This is a genomic window from Microbacterium sp. AC132, assembly GCF_979258525.1.
On record NZ_OZ409862.1, the window covers coordinates 2,771,919 to 2,793,516 of the forward strand.

Annotated in this window: 24 protein-coding genes and 2 pseudogenes; 16 read left to right on the forward strand and 10 right to left on the reverse strand. The window is 69.2% G+C overall.

The features are described from left to right. Positions 1–18 precede the first annotated feature (18 nt). Positions 19–1,062 carry a hypothetical protein gene (locus ACZZZQ_RS13305; protein WP_463507730.1) on the forward strand — a complete coding sequence of 348 codons (1,044 nt, stop codon included), beginning with the start codon at positions 19–21 and terminating at the stop codon, positions 1,060–1,062. Between the two features lie 27 nt (positions 1,063–1,089). After that, positions 1,090–1,422 (forward strand): DUF7882 family protein, encoded by a 333-nt coding sequence (locus tag ACZZZQ_RS13310; protein ID WP_295101446.1) that lies wholly within the window; start codon positions 1,090–1,092, stop codon positions 1,420–1,422. 1 nt (position 1,423) lies between these two features. Here the strand turns inward: ACZZZQ_RS13310 and ACZZZQ_RS13315 are convergent, their stop codons facing one another. After that, complete coding sequence (locus ACZZZQ_RS13315; RefSeq protein WP_187250542.1) at positions 1,424–2,035, reverse strand: flavodoxin family protein; 612 nt, start codon at positions 2,033–2,035, stop codon at positions 1,424–1,426. A gap of 105 nt (positions 2,036–2,140) precedes the next feature. Between ACZZZQ_RS13315 and ACZZZQ_RS13320 the strand changes: the two genes are divergently transcribed. Then, a complete protein-coding gene (locus ACZZZQ_RS13320; RefSeq protein ID WP_053097189.1) occupies positions 2,141–2,344 on the forward strand; it encodes a hypothetical protein in 204 nt (67 codons plus the stop codon). Here the strand turns inward: ACZZZQ_RS13320 and ACZZZQ_RS13325 are convergent, their stop codons facing one another. Genes ACZZZQ_RS13325 through ACZZZQ_RS13335 form a run of 3 tightly spaced genes read right to left on the reverse strand, consistent with a single transcriptional unit; the run spans position 2,345 to position 3,823 of the window. Continuing rightward, the gene (locus ACZZZQ_RS13325; protein WP_372984219.1) at positions 2,345–2,947 is read right to left on the reverse strand and encodes a GNAT family N-acetyltransferase; all 603 of its coding nucleotides are present in this window, start codon (positions 2,945–2,947) and stop codon (positions 2,345–2,347) included. A 35-nt stretch (positions 2,948–2,982) separates the two neighbouring features. Next, positions 2,983–3,423 (reverse strand): ImmA/IrrE family metallo-endopeptidase, encoded by a 441-nt coding sequence (locus ACZZZQ_RS13330; RefSeq protein WP_082297859.1) that lies wholly within the window; start codon positions 3,421–3,423, stop codon positions 2,983–2,985. Between the two features lie 22 nt (positions 3,424–3,445). Continuing rightward, the gene (locus tag ACZZZQ_RS13335) at positions 3,446–3,823 is read right to left on the reverse strand and encodes a helix-turn-helix domain-containing protein (RefSeq protein ID WP_232224461.1); all 378 of its coding nucleotides are present in this window, start codon (positions 3,821–3,823) and stop codon (positions 3,446–3,448) included. Between the two features lie 94 nt (positions 3,824–3,917). On the opposite strand from ACZZZQ_RS13335, the gene ACZZZQ_RS13340 reads away from it, so the two are divergent. Genes ACZZZQ_RS13340 through ACZZZQ_RS13350 form a run of 3 tightly spaced genes read left to right on the forward strand, consistent with a single transcriptional unit; the run spans position 3,918 to position 5,512 of the window. Further along, positions 3,918–4,127 carry a helix-turn-helix domain-containing protein gene (locus ACZZZQ_RS13340; RefSeq protein ID WP_053097185.1) on the forward strand — a complete coding sequence of 70 codons (210 nt, stop codon included), beginning with the start codon at positions 3,918–3,920 and terminating at the stop codon, positions 4,125–4,127. Positions 4,128–4,145: 18 nt separating this feature from the next. Then, a complete protein-coding gene (locus tag ACZZZQ_RS13345; RefSeq protein WP_463507731.1) occupies positions 4,146–5,075 on the forward strand; it encodes an aldo/keto reductase in 930 nt (309 codons plus the stop codon). 38 nt (positions 5,076–5,113) lie between these two features. Further along, on the forward strand, positions 5,114–5,512 hold the full coding sequence (locus ACZZZQ_RS13350) for a PLDc N-terminal domain-containing protein (RefSeq protein ID WP_463507732.1): 399 nt from the start codon (positions 5,114–5,116) through the stop codon (positions 5,510–5,512). Here the strand turns inward: ACZZZQ_RS13350 and ACZZZQ_RS13355 are convergent. The 3 genes from ACZZZQ_RS13355 to ACZZZQ_RS13365 are packed head-to-tail and all read right to left on the reverse strand — an operon-like array spanning position 5,509 to position 7,742. Beyond that, positions 5,509–6,483, reverse strand: a complete 975-nt coding sequence (locus ACZZZQ_RS13355; RefSeq protein ID WP_463507733.1) for an epimerase — start codon at positions 6,481–6,483, stop codon at positions 5,509–5,511. The genes ACZZZQ_RS13350 and ACZZZQ_RS13355 overlap by 4 nt on opposite strands. Positions 6,484–6,491: 8 nt before the next feature. Next, positions 6,492–7,121 carry a DUF4166 domain-containing protein gene (locus ACZZZQ_RS13360; protein ID WP_431738470.1) on the reverse strand — a complete coding sequence of 210 codons (630 nt, stop codon included), beginning with the start codon at positions 7,119–7,121 and terminating at the stop codon, positions 6,492–6,494. Between the two features lie 9 nt (positions 7,122–7,130). Beyond that, a complete protein-coding gene (locus ACZZZQ_RS13365; protein ID WP_463507734.1) occupies positions 7,131–7,742 on the reverse strand; it encodes a TetR/AcrR family transcriptional regulator in 612 nt (203 codons plus the stop codon). 109 nt (positions 7,743–7,851) lie between these two features. Here ACZZZQ_RS13365 and ACZZZQ_RS13370 point away from each other — a divergent pair, with 109 nt between their 5' ends. Both ACZZZQ_RS13370 and ACZZZQ_RS13375 read left to right on the forward strand, forming a co-directional pair. Then, positions 7,852–8,658 carry a sugar phosphate isomerase/epimerase family protein gene (locus tag ACZZZQ_RS13370; RefSeq protein WP_230100357.1) on the forward strand — a complete coding sequence of 269 codons (807 nt, stop codon included), beginning with the start codon at positions 7,852–7,854 and terminating at the stop codon, positions 8,656–8,658. Beyond that, positions 8,658–9,797 carry a Gfo/Idh/MocA family protein gene (locus ACZZZQ_RS13375; RefSeq protein WP_053097175.1) on the forward strand — a complete coding sequence of 380 codons (1,140 nt, stop codon included), beginning with the start codon at positions 8,658–8,660 and terminating at the stop codon, positions 9,795–9,797. The genes ACZZZQ_RS13370 and ACZZZQ_RS13375 overlap by 1 nt, the downstream gene beginning before the upstream one ends. A 29-nt stretch (positions 9,798–9,826) precedes the next feature. Here the strand turns inward: ACZZZQ_RS13375 and ACZZZQ_RS13380 are convergent, their stop codons facing one another. Beyond that, positions 9,827–11,023 carry an ROK family transcriptional regulator gene (locus ACZZZQ_RS13380; RefSeq protein WP_463507735.1) on the reverse strand — a complete coding sequence of 399 codons (1,197 nt, stop codon included), beginning with the start codon at positions 11,021–11,023 and terminating at the stop codon, positions 9,827–9,829. A gap of 112 nt (positions 11,024–11,135) precedes the next feature. Between ACZZZQ_RS13380 and ACZZZQ_RS13385 the strand changes: the two genes are divergently transcribed. From ACZZZQ_RS13385 to ACZZZQ_RS13420, 8 genes and pseudogenes are all read left to right on the forward strand, one after another. After that, positions 11,136–12,245: a Gfo/Idh/MocA family protein gene (locus tag ACZZZQ_RS13385; RefSeq protein ID WP_053097173.1), complete on the forward strand. Its 1,110-nt coding sequence runs from the start codon at positions 11,136–11,138 to the stop codon at positions 12,243–12,245. Further along, positions 12,242–13,504 (forward strand): annotated as a pseudogene (locus ACZZZQ_RS13390) (sugar ABC transporter ATP-binding protein); the annotation flags it as partial. The gene ACZZZQ_RS13385 and the pseudogene ACZZZQ_RS13390, both read left to right, overlap by 4 nt. Before the next feature lie 379 nt (positions 13,505–13,883). Next, positions 13,884–14,603 (forward strand): annotated as a pseudogene (locus ACZZZQ_RS13395) (ABC transporter permease); the annotation flags it as partial. Positions 14,604–14,823: 220 nt separating this feature from the next. Beyond that, a complete protein-coding gene (locus ACZZZQ_RS13400) occupies positions 14,824–15,873 on the forward strand; it encodes an ABC transporter permease (RefSeq protein WP_053097169.1) in 1,050 nt (349 codons plus the stop codon). A 14-nt stretch (positions 15,874–15,887) separates the two neighbouring features. Then, positions 15,888–17,084 (forward strand): substrate-binding domain-containing protein, encoded by a 1,197-nt coding sequence (locus ACZZZQ_RS13405; protein WP_400341970.1) that lies wholly within the window; start codon positions 15,888–15,890, stop codon positions 17,082–17,084. A gap of 83 nt (positions 17,085–17,167) precedes the next feature. Beyond that, entirely contained in the window at positions 17,168–18,019 is an 852-nt protein-coding gene (locus ACZZZQ_RS13410) for a sugar phosphate isomerase/epimerase family protein (protein WP_463507736.1), read from the forward strand. Positions 18,020–18,046: 27 nt separating this feature from the next. Next, positions 18,047–19,072 (forward strand): sugar phosphate isomerase/epimerase family protein, encoded by a 1,026-nt coding sequence (locus ACZZZQ_RS13415; RefSeq protein ID WP_463507737.1) that lies wholly within the window; start codon positions 18,047–18,049, stop codon positions 19,070–19,072. Further along, entirely contained in the window at positions 19,069–19,362 is a 294-nt protein-coding gene (locus tag ACZZZQ_RS13420) for a Dabb family protein (protein WP_053097158.1), read from the forward strand. Before ACZZZQ_RS13415 ends, ACZZZQ_RS13420 begins: the two co-directional genes overlap by 4 nt. A gap of 21 nt (positions 19,363–19,383) precedes the next feature. Here ACZZZQ_RS13420 and ACZZZQ_RS13425 read toward each other — a convergent pair whose 3' ends face one another. Together ACZZZQ_RS13425 and ACZZZQ_RS13430 are read right to left on the reverse strand one after the other, a co-directional pair. Continuing rightward, a complete protein-coding gene (locus ACZZZQ_RS13425; RefSeq protein ID WP_463507738.1) occupies positions 19,384–20,391 on the reverse strand; it encodes an NYN domain-containing protein in 1,008 nt (335 codons plus the stop codon). Then, positions 20,384–21,379 carry a Gfo/Idh/MocA family protein gene (locus ACZZZQ_RS13430; RefSeq protein ID WP_463507739.1) on the reverse strand — a complete coding sequence of 332 codons (996 nt, stop codon included), beginning with the start codon at positions 21,377–21,379 and terminating at the stop codon, positions 20,384–20,386. Before ACZZZQ_RS13430 ends, ACZZZQ_RS13425 begins: the two co-directional genes overlap by 8 nt. Positions 21,380–21,598: the final 219 nt, after the last annotated feature.

Here is a 21,598-nt window from a genome sequence, read left to right on the forward strand (position 1 = left end):
CGCTCTAGGATGGGGGCGATGACCGACACAGCGCCCACGACGACCTCGGAGCGGAGGCTGCGGCGCGAGATCGGCCGCCGGCTCGTGCGGGCTCCGCTCGCGTGGGGAGTGCTCCTGCTGGTGGCCGCGACGGTGTGGACGATCGCGGGCGACGACCTGAGCTTCTTCCCGTTCCTGCTCATGCTGCTCGGCGGCTGGAGCATCGCCTTCTCCTTCGTCAACGCGACGATGGACATGCGCCCGGTGCGCGCCGGCGTCGCCGTGCACCTCGGTGTCGCCGTGGTGCTGACGGCTGTGATGATCGTCGTGATCGACGCCGGGAGCGAGCTGCTCTCCGGCCTGGCCGAACCCGTGCGGGCGGTCATCGTCGTGCTGCAGATCGCCGCCGGTCCCGCCGCGGGATGGATCTGGCTGGGCCTTCTGTCGCGCGTCACAGACCGCATCGGACGGCGTGATGCCCTCAGGCGCCCGTCTCCTGTCGCACCCGAATGGGAGCGTGACGAGAACGGCGACGGATCCCACGTCCAGTTCTCCGCCATCGACCTGCGCATGCGGGCGCTGACGGTCGCCATCGTGGCGGTGGTCCTCGTCGTCGGCACCGCGGGCACCGTGCTGCTCATCGCATTCGACGACGCGGTGATGCACATGGGCGCCCGCCTCGCGATCATCCTCACGGGCGCGGTCGTCGGACTGCCGGTCTATCTGACGCTCCGCGCCGTGCTGAGGCGACGGACGCTGTCCTGCAGGGTCGCGTTCGGCGACGACGACCTGCGCATCCGCGCCGGAGACGCGACCCACCGCATCCCCTTCCGGCAGCTGCAGCACCTCGTCTGGCGGACGCGATCGGACTACGCCCGCATCGAGGTGCGCGGCGCGGGCGTCGATCTCTCGCTGATCACCGGGCTCGCGAAGCCGCCGTCGGGCCGCACGGCCGAACTGCCCGCGCTTCCGCGTCGGGTCTTCCGACGACTCGAGCTCGCAGGGCTCGACGTGGAGCGTTCGCGCCGTGATGAGGTTGTGACGTTCTCGCCGCGCCAGAGCGCGCACGCGAGTACACGATGACACGCGCGTCGGGGTACGGTTTCCTTCATGGGAAGACTGCGATATGACGGCACTTCGGAGCCGATCCTCATCGACGACGAGACGCTCGCTCATCTGAAGGTCATCGTCGGCACGAAGCTCCGTCGCCAGGAGAGCTTCATGATGACCTGGCATCCTCGCGAAGGCGGCGACCCCGGCCGTCTCACCGTCTGGATGCACCCGGCGATCCCGCTGCAGTTCCTCTTCACCTCTCCGGACCCGCACAACATCGAGAAGGCGCGCATCGAAGAGATGATGCGCGCTCTCAACGCGACTGGCGAGCTCGTGATCGACGACTACGTGCAGCCGAAGGCTGACAGCGGGAGCGCGTCGAAGTCCTGAACTACTCCGCGGGGTATCCGTCCGCCTGGAGACTGCGGGCCAGGTGCACGGCATTGCGCACTGCCGTCGCCGTGGCCTGCGCGACCTTCTCAGGGGTCGTGGAGAGATCCTTGTAGTCGACGGTCTGCATCGCCTCGCCGTTCCAGTAGATCGACGACTGGGCGGGCAGCGAGTACCCGACGTCGTTCAGCGCCTGGAACAGGATCGCGGCGATGTGGTGTGCTCCATCCTCGTTGCCGACGATTCCGGCGATCGCGACCTTGTCGAAGAGGATCGGTCGGCCCGCATCGTCGGTCTCGCTCAGTTCGGCGTCGAGGCGTTCCAGCACCCGCTGCGCGACGCTCGAGTGCTGGCCCATCCAGGTGGGGGTCAGGAACACGAGGATGTCGGCCGCCAGCACCTGCTCGCGCAGAGTCGGCCATTCATCGCCTTCGCCCATGTCGGTCTCGACGCCGGGGCTGATCGAGTGATCGACGGCGCGCACCAGCTGGCCGGCGACTCCGTGCTCCGCGAGAGCTTGCAGGATCTGGGACCCCAGGAGGTCGCTGCTCGATTCCGCGGGAGACGGCTTGAGGGTGCAGGAGATGGCGAGGGCAGTCAGTCGTGTGCTCATCCCTGCACGCAATCACCCCCGCGGGCGATCGCCCAGGGGGTTCCGTCGCTGCCGCGTGTGCGCTAGGCGGTATCCTGGATGACGGCCGCTACGACAGGAGATCCCGTGATCCTCAGCTTCATCTTCTTCATGATCCTCTTCCTCGGAGGCATCTGGCTCATGGGGCTCGCGCAGTCGCTCGAGGACTTCCAGGCGATCGTCTTCATCGCCGGCCTGCTCATCGTGAGTCTGTCGCTCGCGTTCGTGATGCGCGCCAGCGGCTCGGCCACCCGTCGCAAGGACAACTGGTCGGGCAACGCCACCGAGTAGTCAGGCGCGTCTGGCCAGCCTCGCCTCGAGGTTGGCCTTCACCGCGGGCCACTCGGGCTCGATGATCGAGAACTCGACGCTGTCGCGCAGCGCGCCGTTGCGGTATCGGCTCATCGCGCGCATGACACCGTCCTGCTTCGCTCCCAGACGTTCGATCGCCGCCCGCGACTGGAAGTTGACCCACTGCGTCGTCAGGCCCACACGGAACACGCCGAGGTCCTCGAACGCGTGCCGGAGCAGCAGCAGCTTCGACTCGGCGTTGGTGCCGGTGCCGTGGGCCGACGGGCGATTCCAGGTGTAGCCGATGTGCAGCCGGGGGACGTCGGCCTCCAGGTCGTAATAGGACGTGAGGCCGAGGATCCGTCCTTCGGCGTCGAACGCGGTGAACGGGATCATCCCACCGGTCTCGATCAGGCCGATCCGACGGTCGATCTCGGCGGCGAGCCCGTCGGGGGAGGGCACCGAGGTGTACCACGCCTGCTTCCACAGCTCACCCTCGAGCAGCGCATCGAGGAGGCCGTCGTGATGAGTCGTCTCCAGAGGTCGGAGTTCGACGAGGCGGCCGGTGAGGGTGATCGGGGCCGGAGTGGTGCGGAAGGTCATGCAGCCATTCAATCAGCGCCGCGCCCGGCGCCATGTCACACGATCGGGGCGCGATGCTCCCACTGGCCCCGCCCCATCCTCGCGCCGACGTACGTGGTGTCCCCGACGCGACGCAGCAGCCGTCGATATGCGGTCACGAGCTCGACGGTCACTCCCAGCTCGAAGGCGAGGCTGGCGGGGTGGGTGCCTCGCGCTCTCTCGGCCTCGGCGTACGCGTCGGCGTCGATCAGCAGTCGGGCCGCCCACTCATCTGCTCGGCGCTCCTGTCGCGCGCGGATCGACGAATCCGCTGTGGGGGTGTGACCGAGCATCGCGTGCCCGAGCTCGTGCGCGATCACGCTGGATGTGGCCCTCGCGCTGAGACCGGGGGTGACCCGGATGGTCGCGGTGTGCGGTTCGTAGCCGCCGGGGCGCCGACCTCGACGTTCGATGAGGTGCAGCCCGTTCTCTTCGAGCAGGCGAAGGAGGGCCTCCATGATCCTCCTCGCCGGGTGGTCGTCAGTCGTAGAGATCGTCGGTGTCGTCAGCGTGCGCGAGAGGAGACTCGAACGCGACTTCGGATTCATCCTGGCGTCGACCACGGACATCGGTGCGGGGGTGCAGGGCGGTGATCGTGGCGCCGCCGCGGAAGCCCTCGGAACGGAGCCGCTCTTCGGCACGCGTGATCACCACGTGCGGTGCGATGTCGAGGGCCGCGCTGACCGCGTACAGGATGGGAACCGGGATCGAGCGCTTGCCCGTGACGTAGTTGTCGAGAGCGCTCCTCGCGATGCCGACCTCGCGCGCCATCGCGGCGATGCTGCTTCCGGCGGCGGCGATCTCGGCGCGGAGCTGGCGGCCTACCGCCGCATTGAACTGCTCGCCCGGTGTCTTCACGTGAGTCACGATAGCACCGGCATGAAGCCAGGATGCCGTCATACTGGTGCGCTGAACGCTTGTCGCACCCCGTATGCGGCGATACTGTCTATGAATGACGACAGATGTGCGACGTGCGGTGGCGAATGCGATCGAAGAAGAACTGCGTCGCGGGGGCCGGGACACACCCTGGCTCTCCGATCGAGCGGGAATCGCCCGCGCAGCGCTCCGCAGGAAGCTCGCGGGTGAGGCCGACTTCACCGTGGCTGATCTGGCCGACATCGCGCAGGCGCTCGACATATCGGTCGCACGGCTCACGCCCTGACCGCACTAGCGTGGGGGTATGAAGACCATCCCCTTCGGATCCGCCACAGCCCCCGCCGTCGTCGCCGGAATGATGCGCATCGATGACAAGGATGATGCGCAGATCCGTGAACTGTACGACACCGCCCGCAGCGCCGGCATCGACTTCTTCGATCATGCCGACATCTACGGCGGCAGCATGCACTTCTGCGAAAGCCGCTTCGCCGATGCGCTGGGCCTGACGGCCGCCGAGCGCGACGAGATCGTGCTGCAGACCAAGTGCGGCATCCACCCCGCCGAGGGCACGTTCGACTTCTCATACGAGCACATCGTCCGCCAGGTCGAGGGGTCGCTCGCGGCGCTTCGCACAGACCACATCGACGTTCTCCTGCTGCACCGCCCCGACGCGCTGGTCGAGCCCGAGGAGGTCGCCAGGGCGTTCGACGAGCTCGAGGCCGCAGGCAAGGTCCGCTCGTTCGGCGTCTCGAACCACACGCCGCGGCAGATCGACCTCCTGCGCACCGCGGTCACTCAGCCCCTGGTCGCCAATCAGCTGCAGCTGTCGATCACGCACGCGCCGATCCTCGCGCAGCCGGTCGCCGCGAACATGGCAGGCGAGGACCAGAGCATCGTCCGCGACGGCGGAGGCATCGTCGAGTACTGCCGCATCAACGGCATCACGATCCAGGCGTGGTCGCCCTTCCAGGGCGGCTTCTTCACGGGGGTGTTCCTCGGCAACCCCGAGTATGCCGAGCTCAACGCCGTGATCGATCGGCTGGCTGCGTCGTACGCGGTCGCACCGATCGCGATCGCGACGGCGTGGATCACGCGTCACCCCGCGAAGATGCAGGTCGTGCTCGGAACCACGACCCCGCAGCGGGTGCAGGATGCCGCTGCCGGCGCCGACATCGAGCTCACGCGCGCCGAGTGGTACGAGCTCTTCCGCGCGGCGGGTCACCTGCTCCCGTAGCAGGCGCGCGAGACGCGGGCGTCGTCTACCCTGAACACATGCCGTTCCTGTTCTCGCTCCTCGTCATCGCGCTGATGATCGGCGCGCTGGTCGACATCATCCGCCGAGACGACGCGCAGGTGAGATTCCTGCCGAAGATGGCGTGGATCATCATCGTGATCCTCCTGCCGCTGATCGGCGGTCTGCTGTGGTTCGCGATCGGCAGGGAGTACTCGGAGGCGGGTCTGCGGCTGCCCCGGATGCGGCCGGCTGCGCGCCCTGCGACCCGCCGAGCCGAGCCACGCCAGGCCCCGCCGGTCGACGCTCGCAGCACGGAGCAGCAGATCGCGGATCTCGATCGTGAGATCGAGGAGTGGCGGCTGCGTCAGGAGATCGAGAAGCGTCGGCGAGACGGCGGCGACGCGTCGTCGAGCGGGGCCGCGGACGCGTCGAGCTAGCCGACGCGCTCGAGATCGAAGGACTCCCGCAGGGCGTCTTGGAGGTGGGGATACGCGAACTCGAACCCGGCGAGCGTCAGCTTCTCGGGGATGACCCACCGGCTCTTGAGGATCAGCTCGGTCTCGGTGCGGATGCCGATGGCGCCGAGCTCGAGCATCCACCGAGGCATCGGCGGACCGACGCGCACCTCCAGCAGCCGCCGCACGGTGGCCATGAAGTCGGCGTTGTCGGTCGGATTCGGAGATGCGGCGTTCACGGGCCCGTCGAGGGTCGGCGTGACCTCGAGGAAATCGATGATGCGGGCGACGTCCTCGACGTGCACCCAGCTGAACCGCTGCCGTCCGCGGCGTGCGCCGGGGCGGTGGCCCGTGCCCGCGGCGCGGCGTGCGCGGCTGATCGGCCAGCGCCCGTCGTGCTGCGCCCCTCCGAGGCCGAGTCGTGCCAGGTTCTTCAGCGGGCCGAGCACGCCGCCGTGGCCGAGCACGATCGCACTGCGCAGGGCCACCCGCCGCGTCCGGGGGAGGTCGTCCGCGAACAGCGCGCGCTCCCACGCCTTGGCCACCTCGACGGAGAACCCCGTGCCGATCTCGCCCGACGACTCGGTCATCGGACGCTCTTCGGCATGACGGTAGATGGTCGCCGTCGAGGAGTTGACCCACAGTGGGGGAGGATTCGCGGCCTTCGCGATGGCGGAGCTCAGCGACGAGGTCGTGTCGAGCCGCGAGCGGAAGATCGCGGCGCGGTTCTCGGGCGTATAGCGGCAGTTCACGCTCTTGCCCGCCAGGCCGATCACGAGCGACGCACCGTCGACGGCCCGATCGATCGCCGCCTGGTCTCCCCAGGAGATGTCGGCGCCGGATCGCGAGACGGTGATCACCTCCCGCCCCGCTGACCGCAGACGGGGGATCAGGTACTGCCCCATGAAGCCGGTCGATCCGCCGATCACGACGGGTCCTGCGGAGAGGGGCATCGGATCCGTCACGGGGTCTCGCTCTCGATCGCGTACTCGAAGAATCCCGTGTACTCGTAGACGCGGCCGAGCAGCGGGGCGTCGATGGTCATGTTCACGTGGTGCCTCTCGCGCTGTTCGTCCCAGCGCTCGACGAGACCGATGCGCGGACTCAGGAAGCGCGGAGCGGTGATGCGCAGCCGCCCGAACCGCATCCCGACCCGGCGGATGGTCAGCACGACGGCACCGTCACGCACGTCGATGTCGAAGGTCGTGACGACCGTGCGATGGGGGCCGATCTCGTTGCGGAGGATGCGGTTCGCGCCGAGGGAGACGACGTCGGGCATGACCCAGGTGCGTCCTGGGAGATCGAAGTGCCTGACTGCCAGCGCCTCGCCCGCGACCGTGCGGTTCTCGATGCGGAACGGGACGTCGTGCTCCCATCCGGCGAACGCGACTCCGAGGGATTCCGCGATGCGGAACACCGGCCACAACCAGCGATGGCGCGAGCCCGCGCTCGTGAACACGCCCGTGCCGACTCCGACATGCCCGTCGGGGATGGTGCGGAAGTACCAGGCGGTCTTCGGGTGGAGTTCCGAGATGCGCTCGCCGAGCGCGCGCTCGTAGGGCGACCGTCGATCAGTGCCGGGTGCTGTCACACCCCCACCCTAGCGAGAGGTCGGACGCAGCAGTCGATCGAGCAGGGCGAGCGCCTCATGCTGCGGCGCGGTGTCGTCGAGGAGCCACTGCGTCTGCAGGCCGTCGGAGGCGGCCACGACCAAGGCGGCGACGGCCTCGGCATCCACGTCCTCGCGTATGAGACCCGTGTCCTGCTGCTCTCGCACGAGCGCGGCCATGTCCGTGCGCAACCGCGCGAAGCGCGTCGTCGCGAACTCGCGGGCAGCCGGGTGCCCGTCTTCGAGTGCGGTCGCGACGAGCATCGAGTAGAGCTGGACGAGCCCGGGGACCTCGCGGTTGGTGCGCGCCGACTCGATCATCCGCTCGACCGGGGTCGCCTCGGCCGGGAGGGCGTCGGGCTGCTGGCGACCGGGCGCCGTGCTCTCCTGGTAGACCGCGACGAGCAGCTCCTCCAGCGACCCGAAGTAGTGGGTGAGGGCCGCGTGAGTGACGCCGACGGCACTGGCGATGGAGCGGAGGCTCGTGCGGTCGGCTCCGCGTGCGGCGAAGACCTCGATGGCGCGATCGAGGATCTCCTGGCGACGGGCGATGCCCTTCGCGTAGGCACCGCGCTGCCGCGGGCGATCCTGATCCTGACTCATGAGGCGAGTCTACAGATTGAAAACTTCCGCGCGGAGGTATTTGGTGATAGCGTGCTCGGACAGACGGGTGAAGGCAGCCCGCACGTCACCGACGACCGAAGGAGACCCCGTGGCGATTCAGACTTCCATCCAGCTGTTCACGATCAAGGATCAGCTCGAGACCGACCTCGAAGGCTCGCTGAAAGAGGTGGCCGCCAGAGGCTTCACCGCCGTCGAGCCCTACGACTTCGTGCGCCGGGCTCAGCCGCTCGCCGACGCCCTGTCTGCGGCGGGCCTGACCGCTCCCTCCGGCCACGCATTCCTCGCCTCCGAGTCGTTCGTCAACCCGGACGGCAGTGGAACCACTCTTCCGGTGCCGTCGCCCGCCGAGGTGTTCGCCGCGGCGAAGGTGCTCGGCATGGGCACCGTCATCGACCCCTACACGGAGCCCGCGCGCTGGGAGTCGATCGAGCAGATCGAGGAGACCGCGCGCCTGCTCAACGAGGCGGCCGCCGTCGGCGCGACCGTCGACGTGCGCGTCGGCTACCACAACCACGCCCATGAGCTCGAGGCCGTCTTCGACGGCGTCACCGGACTCGAGGTGCTCGCCGGCCTGCTCGACGAGCGAGTCGTGCTCGAGGTCGACCTCTACTGGGTCGCACGCGGCGGAGTCGACCCGGTCGCCCTGCTGCAGCGCCTCGGGGACCGCGTGATCGCGGTGCACGCCAAGGACGGCACGCTCGATCCCGCGCTCCTGAGCGCCTACCCGCCCGCCGATCAGGTGGCAGCCGGCGAGGGCACCGTGCCGCTCATCGAGGCCATCGCGGCCGCCCCCGCTCTCGAGCTCGCGATCGTCGAGTTCGACCACTTCGACGGCGACCTCTGGGATGCAGTCGAGCGCAGCCGCGTCTACCTCGACGAGAAGGTCGCCGGCTGATGGCGATCGGGAACGGACCCGTCGGCGTCGGGATCATCGGCGCGGGCAACATCAGTGACCAGTATCTGTCGAACCTCACGACCTTCCCCGACGTGCGCGTGATCGCCGTCGGCGATCTGCTCGAGGACCGCGCGAAGGCGCAGGCCGAGAAGTACGGCGTTCCTCGCGCGGGCGGTGTCGAGCTCGTGCTGAACGACCCCGAGATCGACATCGTCGTGAACCTGACGATCCCCGCCGTGCACGTCGAGGTGTCGGAGGCGATCCTCGCCGCCGGCAAGCACGTGTGGACGGAGAAGCCGATCGGCGTCAGCCGCGACGAGTCGCAGCGCCTGCTGCAGCGGGCGGAGGCCGCCGGTCTCCGTGTCGGCGTCGCCCCCGACACCGTGCTCGGACCCGGCGTGCAGACCGCGAAGCGCGCGATCGCCCGCGGCGACATCGGTCGTCCCCTCTTCGCCCAGACCACGTTCCAGTGGCAGGGGCCGGAGATCTTCCATCCGAACCCCGCGTTCCTGTATGCCAAGGGTGCGGGTCCGCTGCTCGACATGGGGCCGTACTACGTCTCGGCGCTCGTGCACGTGTTCGGTCCGGTGGCGGCCGTCGCAGCCCTCGGACTCCAGGGTGCTCCGACGCGCACGGTGCAGGTGGGAGAGCTCGCCGGACAGGAGTTCCCGGTCGAGATCCCGTCGACGCTGAGCGTGCTGATGGACTTCGAGCAGGGCGGACAGGCGCAGAGCCTCTACAGCACCGACTCACCTCTGCTGCGCCAGGGCATCGTCGAGATCACGGGCACCGAGGGCACGATCGTGATCCCCGACCCCAACACGTTCGGCGGACCGATCACGATCACGCGACCGCTGTCCCGCGTGTTCGTGCCGCCGGAGCCGACCGTGCAGGACGTCGTCGACGTCGAGCAGGAGGGCGTGCTCTCGGGACGCGGCGTCGGTCTGCTGGACATGGCGCGGTCGATCGCCGCCGGCCGGACGCATGTCGCCACGGGGGAATTCGGCTATCACGTGCTCGACACGCTGCTGTCGATCGAAGAGGCCGCCGAATCGCGCAGCTTCGTGCAGGTCGAGAGCACGATCGACGAGGTGGGCTCGCTGGATGCCGACTTCGATCCCTTCGAGGCGACTCTCTGAGGTCAGCCGGTGTGGCGGCGGCGGTGCGGTCAGCGCGCCTTCGTCGCCACATAGCGGTCGACGTTCGCGGGTGAGAGCACCTCGCGGGCGACCATGATCGCGGCGCCCAGCACGGCGGCCCGGTCACCCGCCTGCGACTGCACGATGGCGAGGTGCTGGGTCGCCAGGGGGATGGATCGTCGATAGACGACCTCGCGCACCCCGGCGAGAAGGTGCTCGCCGGCGCGGGCGATGCTGCCGCCCAGCACGATGATCGACGGGTTGAGCAGATTGACGACGGTCGCGAGCACCTCGCCGACATCTCGGCCGGCCTGACGGGTCGCCTCGATCGCAGAGGCATTGCCCGAGCGGACGAGGTCGACCACATCTGCGGGACTGTGCGCCGCAAGCCCGGCCTCCCGCAGAGCTGCGGCCAGCGCCGACCCGCTCGCGAGCGCTTCGAGGTCGCGCTCGTCGCCGGGCTCCCTCGTCGAGCCTGCGCCGCTCGGCACCTGGACGTGCCCCAGATCGCCGGCCGATCCCTGCGCGCCGCGCTGCAGCTGTCCGCCGGCGATGATGCCGGACCCGATGCCGGTCGAGACCTTCACGAACACGAGGTCATCGACGTGCGGCCACGTGGTGGCCTGCTCGCCGAGCGCGAGGATGTTCACGTCGTTGTCGACGAGCACCGGCACGTCGAACGTGCGCTGCACGTAGGCGGGGATGTCGAAGCGGTCCCAGCCGGGCATGATCGGCGGGTTGGTCGGTCGCCCGGTCGAATGCTCGACGGGACCCGGCACGCCGATGCCCACCCCGAGCAGCGGGATGCCGGCAGCGCGGGAGGCCTCGAGGAGAGCGCCCGCATCGTCGAGGATCAGATCGAGGAGGCTCTCGGGCCCGTCGCCGATGTCGATCGTGCGGGTGCGCGAGTCGAGGATCACGCCGGCGAGATCGGCGACGGCACTGGTGGCGTGAGTGGCACCGAGGTCGACGGCGAGCACGACTCCGGCACGGGAGTTGAAGGCGAGTCGCGCAGGCGGTCGGCCGCCCGTCGAGACCGCCTCGCCTGCCGGTCGCAGGAGGTCGGCGGCGAGCAGGGCATCGACCCGCAGCGCGACGGTCGACCGCGCGAGACCCGTGATGGTCGCGAGCTCGGCTTTGGTGCGGGCGGTGCCGTCGCGAAGGATCTGGAAGATCTCGCCCGCCCCGGGATTCGCCGCCGCGGCGGTGCGGAGTGCGTCGACCATTGCGTCAGTAAACCACAGACTTGCGCCACCGCTCGGTCGACTTCCGATTCGTTACGAAGAACTTTTGACGAATACCTAGCAAAAGTCGAGGAGCCGTGTCAGACTCACCGCCATGACAACGGATGTCACAGACACCGGTCTCGGGACGATCCGAGTCGGCATCCTCGGCGGGGGATTCATGGCTCGCGTGCATCGCACAGCGGCCAGGGACGCGGGAGGCGAGTTCCGCGCCGTCGCCACCGGCTCCCTCGCGGGCGGGCGTCAGGCCGCGGACGAACTCGGCGCCGTGCGTGCTGAGGCCGATGCCGCCGCTCTCCTCGCGGCCGATGACATCGACGTCGTCCACATCTGCACCCCCAACGCCACGCACGCCGGACTTGCGCTGCGCGCGCTCGAAGCCGGCAAGCATGTCATCTGCGAGAAGCCCCTCGCCACGAACGCGGCGGACGCCCGTGAACTCGCACGGGTCGCCGGATCTCTCGGCCGCGTCACCGCGGTTCCCTTCGTCTACCGCTACCACCCGATGGTGCGGGAGGCGCGGGCCCGTGTCGCTCTGGGCGGCATCGGGGAGCTCCTCACCCTCGACTGCTCGTACCTGCAGGACTGGATGCTCCTCTCCACCGACGATGACTGGCGGGTGCGGTCGGCATCCGGCGGGGCATCCCGGGCGTTCGCCGACATCGGCTCGCACCTCTGCGACCTCATCGAGTTCGTGACGGGCCAGCGGATCCGGTCGCTGAGCGCCCGCACCCGCCGGGTGTTCGCCGAGCGAGCCGGACGGGCGGTCGACACGGAGGACATCGTCGCGATCCTCGTCGAGACCGAGTCCGGTGCCCTGGGCACCCTGCTCGTCTCGCAGATGGCGGCCGGACGCAAGAACGCCCTGACTCTCGAACTCCACGGGACCAGGCAGACCCTGCGCTTCGAGCAGGAGCGCCCGGAGGAGCTGTGGATCGGCATGAGAGAGGAGTCCCGGCTGCTGCTGCGGGACCCCTCCACCGCATCGCCCGACTCGGCTCGTCTGCAGCGGGTTCCCTCGGGGCATGCCATGGGCTATCAGGACGCGTTCAACGGCTTCATCGCCGACGTGTATGCGGCGATCGGCGGCGCGACCCCCGACGGGCTGCCCACGTTCGAGGACGGTGTCCGCTCGGCGGTGCTCACCGAGGCGGTCCTCGCCTCGGCGGCCGCGGACGGACGATGGACGGAGGTGGCGGCATGACCGCGACGATCACACAGCCGGTGCTCGAGGTCTCGGGCATCCGCAAGTCGTTCTTCGGAGTGGAGGTGCTGAAGGGCATCGACTTCGATGTGCGTCCGGGGGAGGTGCACGGACTCGTCGGCGAGAACGGCGCAGGCAAGTCCACGCTCATGAAGATCATCGCCGGGGTGCAGCCCGCCGACGACGGCGTGGTGCGCTACCGCGGCGCGGAGGTGCGGCACGCACATCCGCGGCAGGCGATGGATGACGGCATCGTGACCGTCTTCCAGGAGTTCACGCTGCTGCCCGAGCGCACGGTCGCGCAGAACGTGTATCTCGGACGTGAGCCCCGACGCGGCGGCTTCGTCGATCAGAAGGCGATGATCCGTCGCACCGGCGACCTCCTCGCCGACCTCGGCGTCTCGTTCATCGACCCGCAGGCCCGGGTCGGTTCGCTGACCGTCGCCGAGCAGCAGATCGTCGAGATCGTCAAGGCGCTGTCGTTCGAGGCGCAGGTCATCTCGATGGACGAGCCCACCGCCGCGCTGAGCGACCGCGAGGTCGAGCTGCTGTACGCGATCATCCGCCGGCTCACGTCTCGCGGGGTGGCGGTGATCTACGTCTCGCACCGGCTCAAGGAGATCTTCGACCTGTGCGACCGCATCACGATCCTCAAAGACGGCGCTCTGGTCTCGACCGATGAGACGAGCGCCCTGACGACCGACGAACTCGTGCGCCGAATGGTCGGCCGATCCATCCAGTCGTACTACCCGGATGCCGTGGCCGGCACCGTCGTCGGCGAGCCGCGGCTCGAGCTCGACGGCTGCGGCAACGCCTTCGTCGACGGCGTCTCGCTCACCCTCCGCGCCGGGGAGATCGTCGGGATCGCCGGGCTCCAGGGGTCCGGACGCACCGAACTGGTCGAGGGGATCTTCGGCATCGACCCGTTCGTGCGGGGCTCGATGCGGGTCGACGGCTCATCCACGCGCATCACGAGCGCCAGGGCGGCGGTGCGCGCGGGACTCGCCCTCGTCTCGGAGGATCGCAAGGCCCAGGGACTGGCGCTCGGGCAGTCGGTGCTCGACAACACCCTGCTCGTGATCCGCAGCGTCTTCACCGCTCGCACCGCCTCGTCCCGTCGAGAGGTGCCGGGGGTGCTCAGCTCGCTGGAGATCAGCTCCCGCGGTCTCGACCAGGAGGTGCGCTTCCTCTCGGGCGGCAACCAGCAGAAGGTCGTGCTCGCCAAGTGGCTGCTCGCACAGCCGCAGATCGTGCTCTTCGACGAGCCGACCCGCGGCATCGACGTCGGTGCGAAGTACGCGGTGTACCAGCTCATGCGCGACCTCGCGGCACAGGGCAAGGCGGTGCTGATGGTGTCGAGCGAGCTGCCGGAGGTGATCGGCATGAGCGATCGGATCCTCGTGATGCACGACGGCGAGCTGGTCGCCGAGCTGCCGGCGGGTTCCGCGGAGCACGAGATCCTCGGCGCAGCCACGGGCGCGACGGTCGACGGGGTGCACGATGAAGAGACTTCGGATCGACTCGACCGTCATCGTGCTCGGGATCCTCATCCTGACGCTCATCGTCGGCGCCATCCTCGTCGGCACCGTCGGTCGCAACTTCTTCAGCCCCGGCAACATCCGCGACATCCTCACCGGCATGAGCGTCCTCGGGCTCGTCGCGATCGGGCAGACCCTCGTGGTGCTGGGCGCGTCGCTCGACCTGTCGGTGACCTACGTCGTGAGTCTGTCGAGCCTCCTGGCGGCGACGATCATGAACGGCAACCCCGGGAACATCCCGGCCGCGGTCTCGATCACTCTGCTCGTCTGCGCCGGGATCGGTCTGGTCAACGGACTCATCGTCACCGTGCTGAAGGTCAACGGGTTCATCGCGACGCTCGGCGTGGGGCTGATCCTGCAGGGGATCCTGAACACCAACTTCGAGGGCTCGGCGGGCAGCGTGCCGTGGGAGTTCCAGCTCATCGGCGCCACCGGAGTCGGGCCCGTGCCGGTGTCGACGATCATCATGATCGCGCTCGCCGTCGTCGTCTGGCTGCTGCTGAACCGCACGCGCACCGGCGCCCACCTGTACGCGGTCGGCGGCGACCCCGAGATCGCGCGCCTGTCGGGGGTGCGCACCCGCCCGCCGCTGATCGCCGCGCACGTGCTGTGCTCCGTCTTCGCGGGCCTCGCCGGCCTGCTGCTCGCCAGCCGTCTCGGCGTCGGCAGTCCCACGGTCGGGCAGCAGGGCGGCTACGCGCTGCTGTCGATCGCAGCCGTCGTGCTCGGAGGCACCCTGCTGCTCGGCGGACGCGGTTCGATCTGGGGTGCGATCGGCGGTGTCGCGATCCTCGCGGTCGTCGACAACGTGATGAGCGTCATGCAGGTCAACCCGTTCCTGAAGGACGTCGTCCGCGGCGTGGTGATCGTCGCCGCGGTGGCCGTCTACAGTCGTCGGTCGATCGTCAGTCGCCGTCCGCGCTTCGGCGCCGGCGGCACGAGAACCGGGGGGACGACGCCGCCAAGGCGGCCGAGTCCGAGATGGCGGCCGCAGCATCCGAACTCGCCGATACGAGCACCGTGGCGGAAGGAGGCCGGTCGTGAACACTCTGCGCACACTCGTGAGCCCTCGGGGCGCGGTGTTCCTGCTGCTGGTGATCCTGCTCGTCGCCGTCATGATCCTCAACCCGAGCTTCGCGGAGCCGGGGCAGTTCATGAGGTTCATCCAGCGCGTCGCACCGATCGCCATCGTCGCGATCGGCCAGTACTTCGTCATCATCGCGGGCGAGTTCGACCTGTCGCAGGGCTCGCTGATCACCGCGCAGGTGATCGTCGCCGGCAACCTCGTCGGGCAGGACGACTCCCGCACCGTGCCCGTGCTGCTGCTCATGATCGTCTTCGGGGTGGTCGTCGGACTCGTGAACGGTGTCATCACCACGCTGCTCAAGGTGCCCTCCTTCATCGTCACGCTGGGCATGATGCTCGCCCTTCTCGGCGGCGTCATGTGGTGGACCGGGGGAGCGGCCACGGGCAACCCGGCTGACAGCTTCCGCGAGATCGGCCGTGGCGGCATCCGTGACGTGCCGGTGCTCGAGTTCATCCCCTGGGCGGTGTTCATCCTGATCGGGTGGCTCGCGCTGGGCATCTGGATCACCAAGCGCCCGCTCGGCAAGCTCCTCATCGCGGTCGGCGACAACTCGACCGCGGTCGACTTCGCCGGGGCGCGCAGCGCCTGGGTGACGACACGGGCGTTCGTGATCTCGTCGCTCTCGGCCACGCTCTCCGCCGTGCTGCTCGTCGGGTACGCCGGGGTGCATCCCTCGGTCGGCCGCGGCTACGAGTTCGTCGCCATCACCGCCGTCGTCCTCGGCGGGGTCGTGCTCGGCGGAGGCCGGGGATGGATCGTCGCGGCGGCGGCGGGAGCCTTCGCGCTCGAGGCCCTCTTCATGCTGCTGAACATCGCGGGGGTCCCTTCGACGCTGCGAGACGCCGTGCAGGGCGTGATCATCATCGCCGCAGTGGCGTACTCGGCGGTCGCCTTCCGGGCACGGCGCCGGCGAGGCCCGCAGCCGTCTCCGGACGTTCCGCGCACAGAGACCTCAGAACCCGTAACAACCAGCACCATCCACACAGAAACCAGAGGAGATTAGCAATGCGACGATCGATGAAGATCGCCACCGCAGGGGTGGCTCTCTTCGGCCTCATCGCGCTCGCCGGGTGTACGACAGACCCGTCCGTGGCGCCGGCGGAGTCGGAGAACCCGGAGGAGTCGGCCGAGACCACCGAATGGTTCGACCAGGAGCTGTTCGACAAGCAGATGGAGGAGCGGGGTGTCGAGCCCCAGGGGCCGGCGACCGAGCCGTATCTCCAGCACATCAACGCCGAGATGGTCGACACGTCGGAGTTCGCCAGCGAGGGGCCCAAGAAGGCCTGCTTCGCGAACGCCTCGATCTCGAACCCGTGGCGGCAGACGGGCTGGATCACGATGAACGAGCAGCTCAAGTCGCTGCAGGAGGCCGGTGCGATCAGCGAGATGGAGACCCGCGACGCGCAGGACTCGGATGACACGCAGATCGCGGACATCGACTACTTCATCTCCGAGGGCGGCTGCGACGTCTTCCTCATCTCGCCCAACAGCACCGCGGCGATGACGCCGGCCGTCGAGCGCGCATGCGAGACCGGCAAGCCGGTGATCGTGTTCGACCGCGGCGTCGACACCGACTGCCCGGTCACGTTCATCCACCCGATCGGCGGATTCGCGTGGGGCATCGACACGGCCGAGTTCCTCATCGACAACCTCGAAGAGGGCGACAAGGTCGTGGCGCTGCGCATCCTCCCCGGAGTCGACGTGCTCGAGCACCGGTGGGCCGCTGCGGAGAAGCTCTTCGACGAGGCGGGGATCGAGGCCGTGGACTACTTCACGGGCGCCGACCCCGCGGAGATCAAGAGCATCATCAGCGACGAGCTCGCCAAGGGCGACGTGCAGGGAATCTGGATGGATGCCGGTGACGGCGCTGTCGCCGCGATCGAAGCCTTCGAAGATGCCGGCGCCGACTACCCGGTGATGACCGGCGAGGACGAGATGAGCTTCCTCCGCAAGTGGAAGGACACGGGTCTCACGGGCCTCGCCCCGGTGTACTCGAACTTCCAGTGGCGCACACCGCTGCTCGCCGCGCAGATGATCTTCGCCGGCGAAGAGGTTCCGAAGGAGTGGGTGCTCCCGCAGAAGCCGATCACCGAAGCAGAGCTGGACGACTACCTCGCCGCCAACGAGGGAATGCCGGACGGGCACTACGCGAAGTTCGGCGGGGAGAACCTTCCCGGTTACCCGACCGTCTGGCAGGAACGCCAGATCCCGTAACCAGCGGTGATGCTCCCACCCTTCCCCTCTGCGCCTCGCGGATGGGAGGGTGGGAGCACTCGCGTCATCCCCGAAGGAGCAGAATGCCTCGCACGATCGCCGTCAACACGTGGGTGTGGACGTCTCCACTGACCGACGCGACTCTCGAGCCGCTCGCGCGGAAGGCGGCGGGGATGGGGTATCAGGCGCTCGAGCTTCCGCTCGAGAGCGTCGGGGACTGGGATCCGGCGCGAGCCCGCGACGTGCTCGACGACCATGGCCTCGCCTCGATCGTCGTCGGGGCCATGGGCCCTCAGCGCTCGCTGCTCGCGCAGGCCGGTGACGTCGGGGCCACGCAGGACTACCTGCGCTCGTGCATCGCGGCGGCCGCGACGCTCGGCTCCGCGGTGGTCGCCGGTCCCTTCTACGCACCCACCGGGGCGACCTGGCGGATGTCCGTCGAGGACCGTTCGCGAGTGGTGCGCGAGCTGCGCACGAACCTCGAGCCGGTCGCGGCCGAGGCCGCCTCCGCCGGGATCACCCTGGCCGTCGAACCGCTCAACCGCTACGAGACGAGCGTGCTCAACACGGTCGAGCAGAGCCTCGACGCGCTCGCACCGCTGCTCGGCGCAGGCGTCGGGCTCGCGCTCGACACCTACCACCTGAACATAGAGGAGAAGAAGCCCGCGGAGGCCATCCGCGCGGCGGGCTCGGCGATCGCGCATGTGCAGGTGTGCGGCAGCGATCGGGGCGCCGTGGGCGACGACCACACGGACTGGCCGGAGATCCTCCGGGCCCTCGACGATGCGGACTATCGAGGGCCGCTCGGGCTGGAGAGCTTCACGGGCGAGAACGCGACGATAGCCGTCGCCGCATCCGTCTGGCGACCACTCGCGGCGAGCCAGGACGAGCTCGCCGCCCGCAGCATCCAGGCGCTGAGAGCGCTCGGCACCTGACCCGTCACGCGATACGAAGGAGTGTCCATGACCACGCACCCGGTCACCCTGTTCACCGGCCAGTGGGCCGATCTGCCGTTCGAGGAGGTCGCCCGGCTGGCGGCCGAGTGGGGATACGACGGCCTCGAGGTCGCAGCATCCGGCGACCATCTCGACCTGCGGCGAGCCGACGAGGACGACGCCTACGTCGCCTCGCGCCGCGAGATCCTCGACCGGCACGGTCTGCAGATCTTCGCGATCTCGAACCATCTCGCGGGCCAGGCGGTGTGCGACGCCCCCATCGACTTCCGTCACCAGGCGATCCTGCGCGACTACGTGTGGGGCGACGGCGACTCCGAGGGCGTGCGCGCCCGTGCGGCGGACGAAATGAGGCGGGCGGCGCGGGTCGCGCGCAAGCTCGACGTCGACACCGTCGTCGGGTTCACCGGCTCATCGATCTGGCCCTATGTGGCGATGTTCCCGCCGGTACCGGCATCCGTCATCGAAGGCGGGTTCGAGGACTTCGCCGCGCGCTGGAACCCGATCCTCGACGTGTTCGACGGCGAGGGCGTGCGGTTCGCGCACGAAGTGCACCCCGGTGAGATCGCCTACGACTACTGGTCGTCCGTGCGGGCGCTGGAGGCGATCGAGCACCGTGGGGCGTTCGGATTCAACTGGGACCCGTCGCACATGATGTGGCAGAACATCGATCCCGTCGGGTTCATCGTCGACTTCGCCGACCGGATCTACCACGTGGACTGCAAGGACACCCGGATGCGACCGCACAACGGGCGTGCGGGCGTGCTCGGATCGCATCTGCCGTGGGGCGACCCGCGACGCGGGTGGGACTTCGTCTCGACCGGCCACGGCGACGTGCCCTGGGAGGACGCGTTCCGCGCGCTCGAGGCGATCGGATACGACGGCCCCATCTCGATCGAATGGGAGGACGCGGGAATGGACCGCCTGCACGGCGCGCCGGAGGCCCTCGCCTACGTGCGGTCGCTGCTCTGGCCCGCGCCCACCGCCGCGTTCGACGCCGCCTTCAGCAGCCAGCAGACCGGAGATCCCGCATGACCATCCAGCACACCGTCGTCTTCCGCCTCGTGCACGAGGCGGGCAGCCCCGAGGAGCGCGAGTTCCTCGCGACGGGCAGAGCGGTGCTCACGTCGATCCCCGGTGTCGAGGACTTCACGATCCGTCGCCAGGTGAGCCCGAAGAGCGACCTCGAGCATCAGTTCTCGATGGTGTTCCGCGACCGCGATGCGTACCGCTCCTACGACGCGCACCCCGCGCACACCGCGTTCGTCTCGGAACGCTGGGTGCCCGAGGTCGCCGCGTTCCAGGAGTATGACTTCGAGGAGTGACGACGTGACCGGCGGCGCGGATCAGACCGAGTCGCGCAGCTTCACCAGGCGCTCGTGGCCGGTCTCCTCGAGCTCCGCGATGCTCTCGCGCGACTTGAGGAAGTCCGAGAACGAGCGGTAGCCGAGGGCCTTCTCGCTGAACGACGGGTCCATGCGACGCATGTGCGTCTTCACCGCCGAGCTGTGCAGCCACTCGTCGGCATCGGCCTTGTCGTGCCCGAGGCGCAGCGCGCGATGCAGCAGCTCCGTCGCCTCGCCCTGCTCGGTGCCCTCTCCGTGCTCGTCGAGCTTCGCGGACGACGACGGTGCCGCAGCGGTCGCCGCTGCGGCGGCCTTCGCCTTGGCGGCCTTCGTCGGCGGTCGCGACTTGGTCTTCGCGGCGGGCTCGGCGGCCGGCTCGGCCACAGGCTCGACGGCGACCTCGGGAACGGTGACGACGGGCGCGGGCGCGGTCTTGCTCGGGCGCACCACACCGGGAAGCGAGTCGTACGCCTCGAACTCGTCGCACGCGGCGGCGAGGGACTTCGCGGTGGACCCCGCGACGCCGACGCCGATGACGTAGCGACCCAGACGCTTGCAGCGCTGTGCGAGCGGGACGTAGTCGCTGTCTCCGGCGACGATCACGACGTGCGTGAGGTCGGGCAGACGGAACATGTCCTCGACCGCGTCGACGGCGAGGCGGATGTCCGCGCCGTTCTTCGCGTAGGCGGCGGCCGGGAACAGCTGCACGAGGTCGACGGCGCGGGCCACGAGCTGCGACCGGTAGACCGCGTTCACGGGCGACGACCAGTCGGCGTACGCCCGGGTGAGCACGAGCGTGCCGAAGGAGGCCGCGTAGTCGATGATCGCGCCGACCTCGATCATGGCGCGGGACAGCCGCTCCGTGACCTCCGGATCGGTCGGGTTCTCGGTGATCCGCTGGCGGTCCTTGCCATAGGCGTTCCGTCCGTGCACACGGTCGTACCAGGAGATGACGATGTTGTCGAAGTCCAGGTAGACGGCGACGCGGGCGTCGGTGGCCTCAGCCATGGTTCACTCCTTCGCGCGGGTAGCGCACGCCGATCTGCGCGCGGATCTCGTCGAGGGTGCCCATGATCGCGACGCTCTCGGCGATCGGCAGGATGTCGCCCTCGAGCACGCCGTCGCCCACGAGGCGCTCGGCCGCGAGGGCCTGGTACTGCATGCCGCGACCGTCGACCTCCGACACGTACTCCTCGACGACCGTGCCGTCCGGCTGCACGACGCGGAACGTGGTGGGGGTGTACCAGACGCGGTCGAGGTCGATGCGCGCCGTCGTGCCGATGATGCTCGCCGCGTTGGGGCCCGCGGCACGCGACGACGAGAGCGTCGTCGAGATCGCTCCGCCGTCGTGGGTCATGACGGTGGCGACCTCGGCATCCGCTCCGGTCTCGATCAGGCGCCCGACGGCGTGGATGCCGGTCGGGGCGCCGAGGATGTCCCACACGAAGGAGATCGGGTAGATCCCGAGGTCGAGGAGGGCACCGCCGCCGAGCTCGAGGGCGTTGAGACGGTGCTCGGGGTCGGAGGGGAGCAGCTGGGTGTGGTCGGCGCTCACGGCGCGGATCTCACCGAGGGTCCCGGCGGCGATGATCTCGCGGATGCGGGCCATGTGCGGCAGGTAGCGCGTCCACATCGCCTCCATCGCGAGCAGACCCCGGTCGGCGGCCAGACGCTGCAGGTCCTCCGCCTCCGAGCGGTTGAGGGTGAACGCCTTCTCGACCAGCACGTGCTTGCCGGCTTCGAGCGCGAGGCGGGCATTCTCATGATGCATCGGGTGCGGGGTCGAGACGTAGATGATGTCGACCTCGGGGTCGGCGACGAGCGTCTCGTACGAGGGATGCGCGCGCGGGATGTCGAAGCGGGCGGCGAAGGCGTCGGCCGATTCCTGCGAGCGCGAGCCGACCGCCACGAGATCGAGCCCGGCGGTGCGCAGATCGGATGCGAACGCGCCGGCGATGCCGCCGGTCGCGAGGATTCCCCAACGAAGACCAGTCATCATCTCAGCGTAGGGGGTGGAGGCTGAGCACGGGGTGTTCAGACCAGGGCATCCGGGCGCGGCCGGAACGGATGCCGTTCAGACGAGCGCGAGCGCGCGGTCGAGGTCGGCGATCAGATCGCTCGGATCCTCGAGCCCGGCCGACAGGCGGATCGTGGCGAACTCGATCATGCGGTCACCACTGCGTTGCTCAGAGCGCGGGGGAGGAGGTCGAGGTCA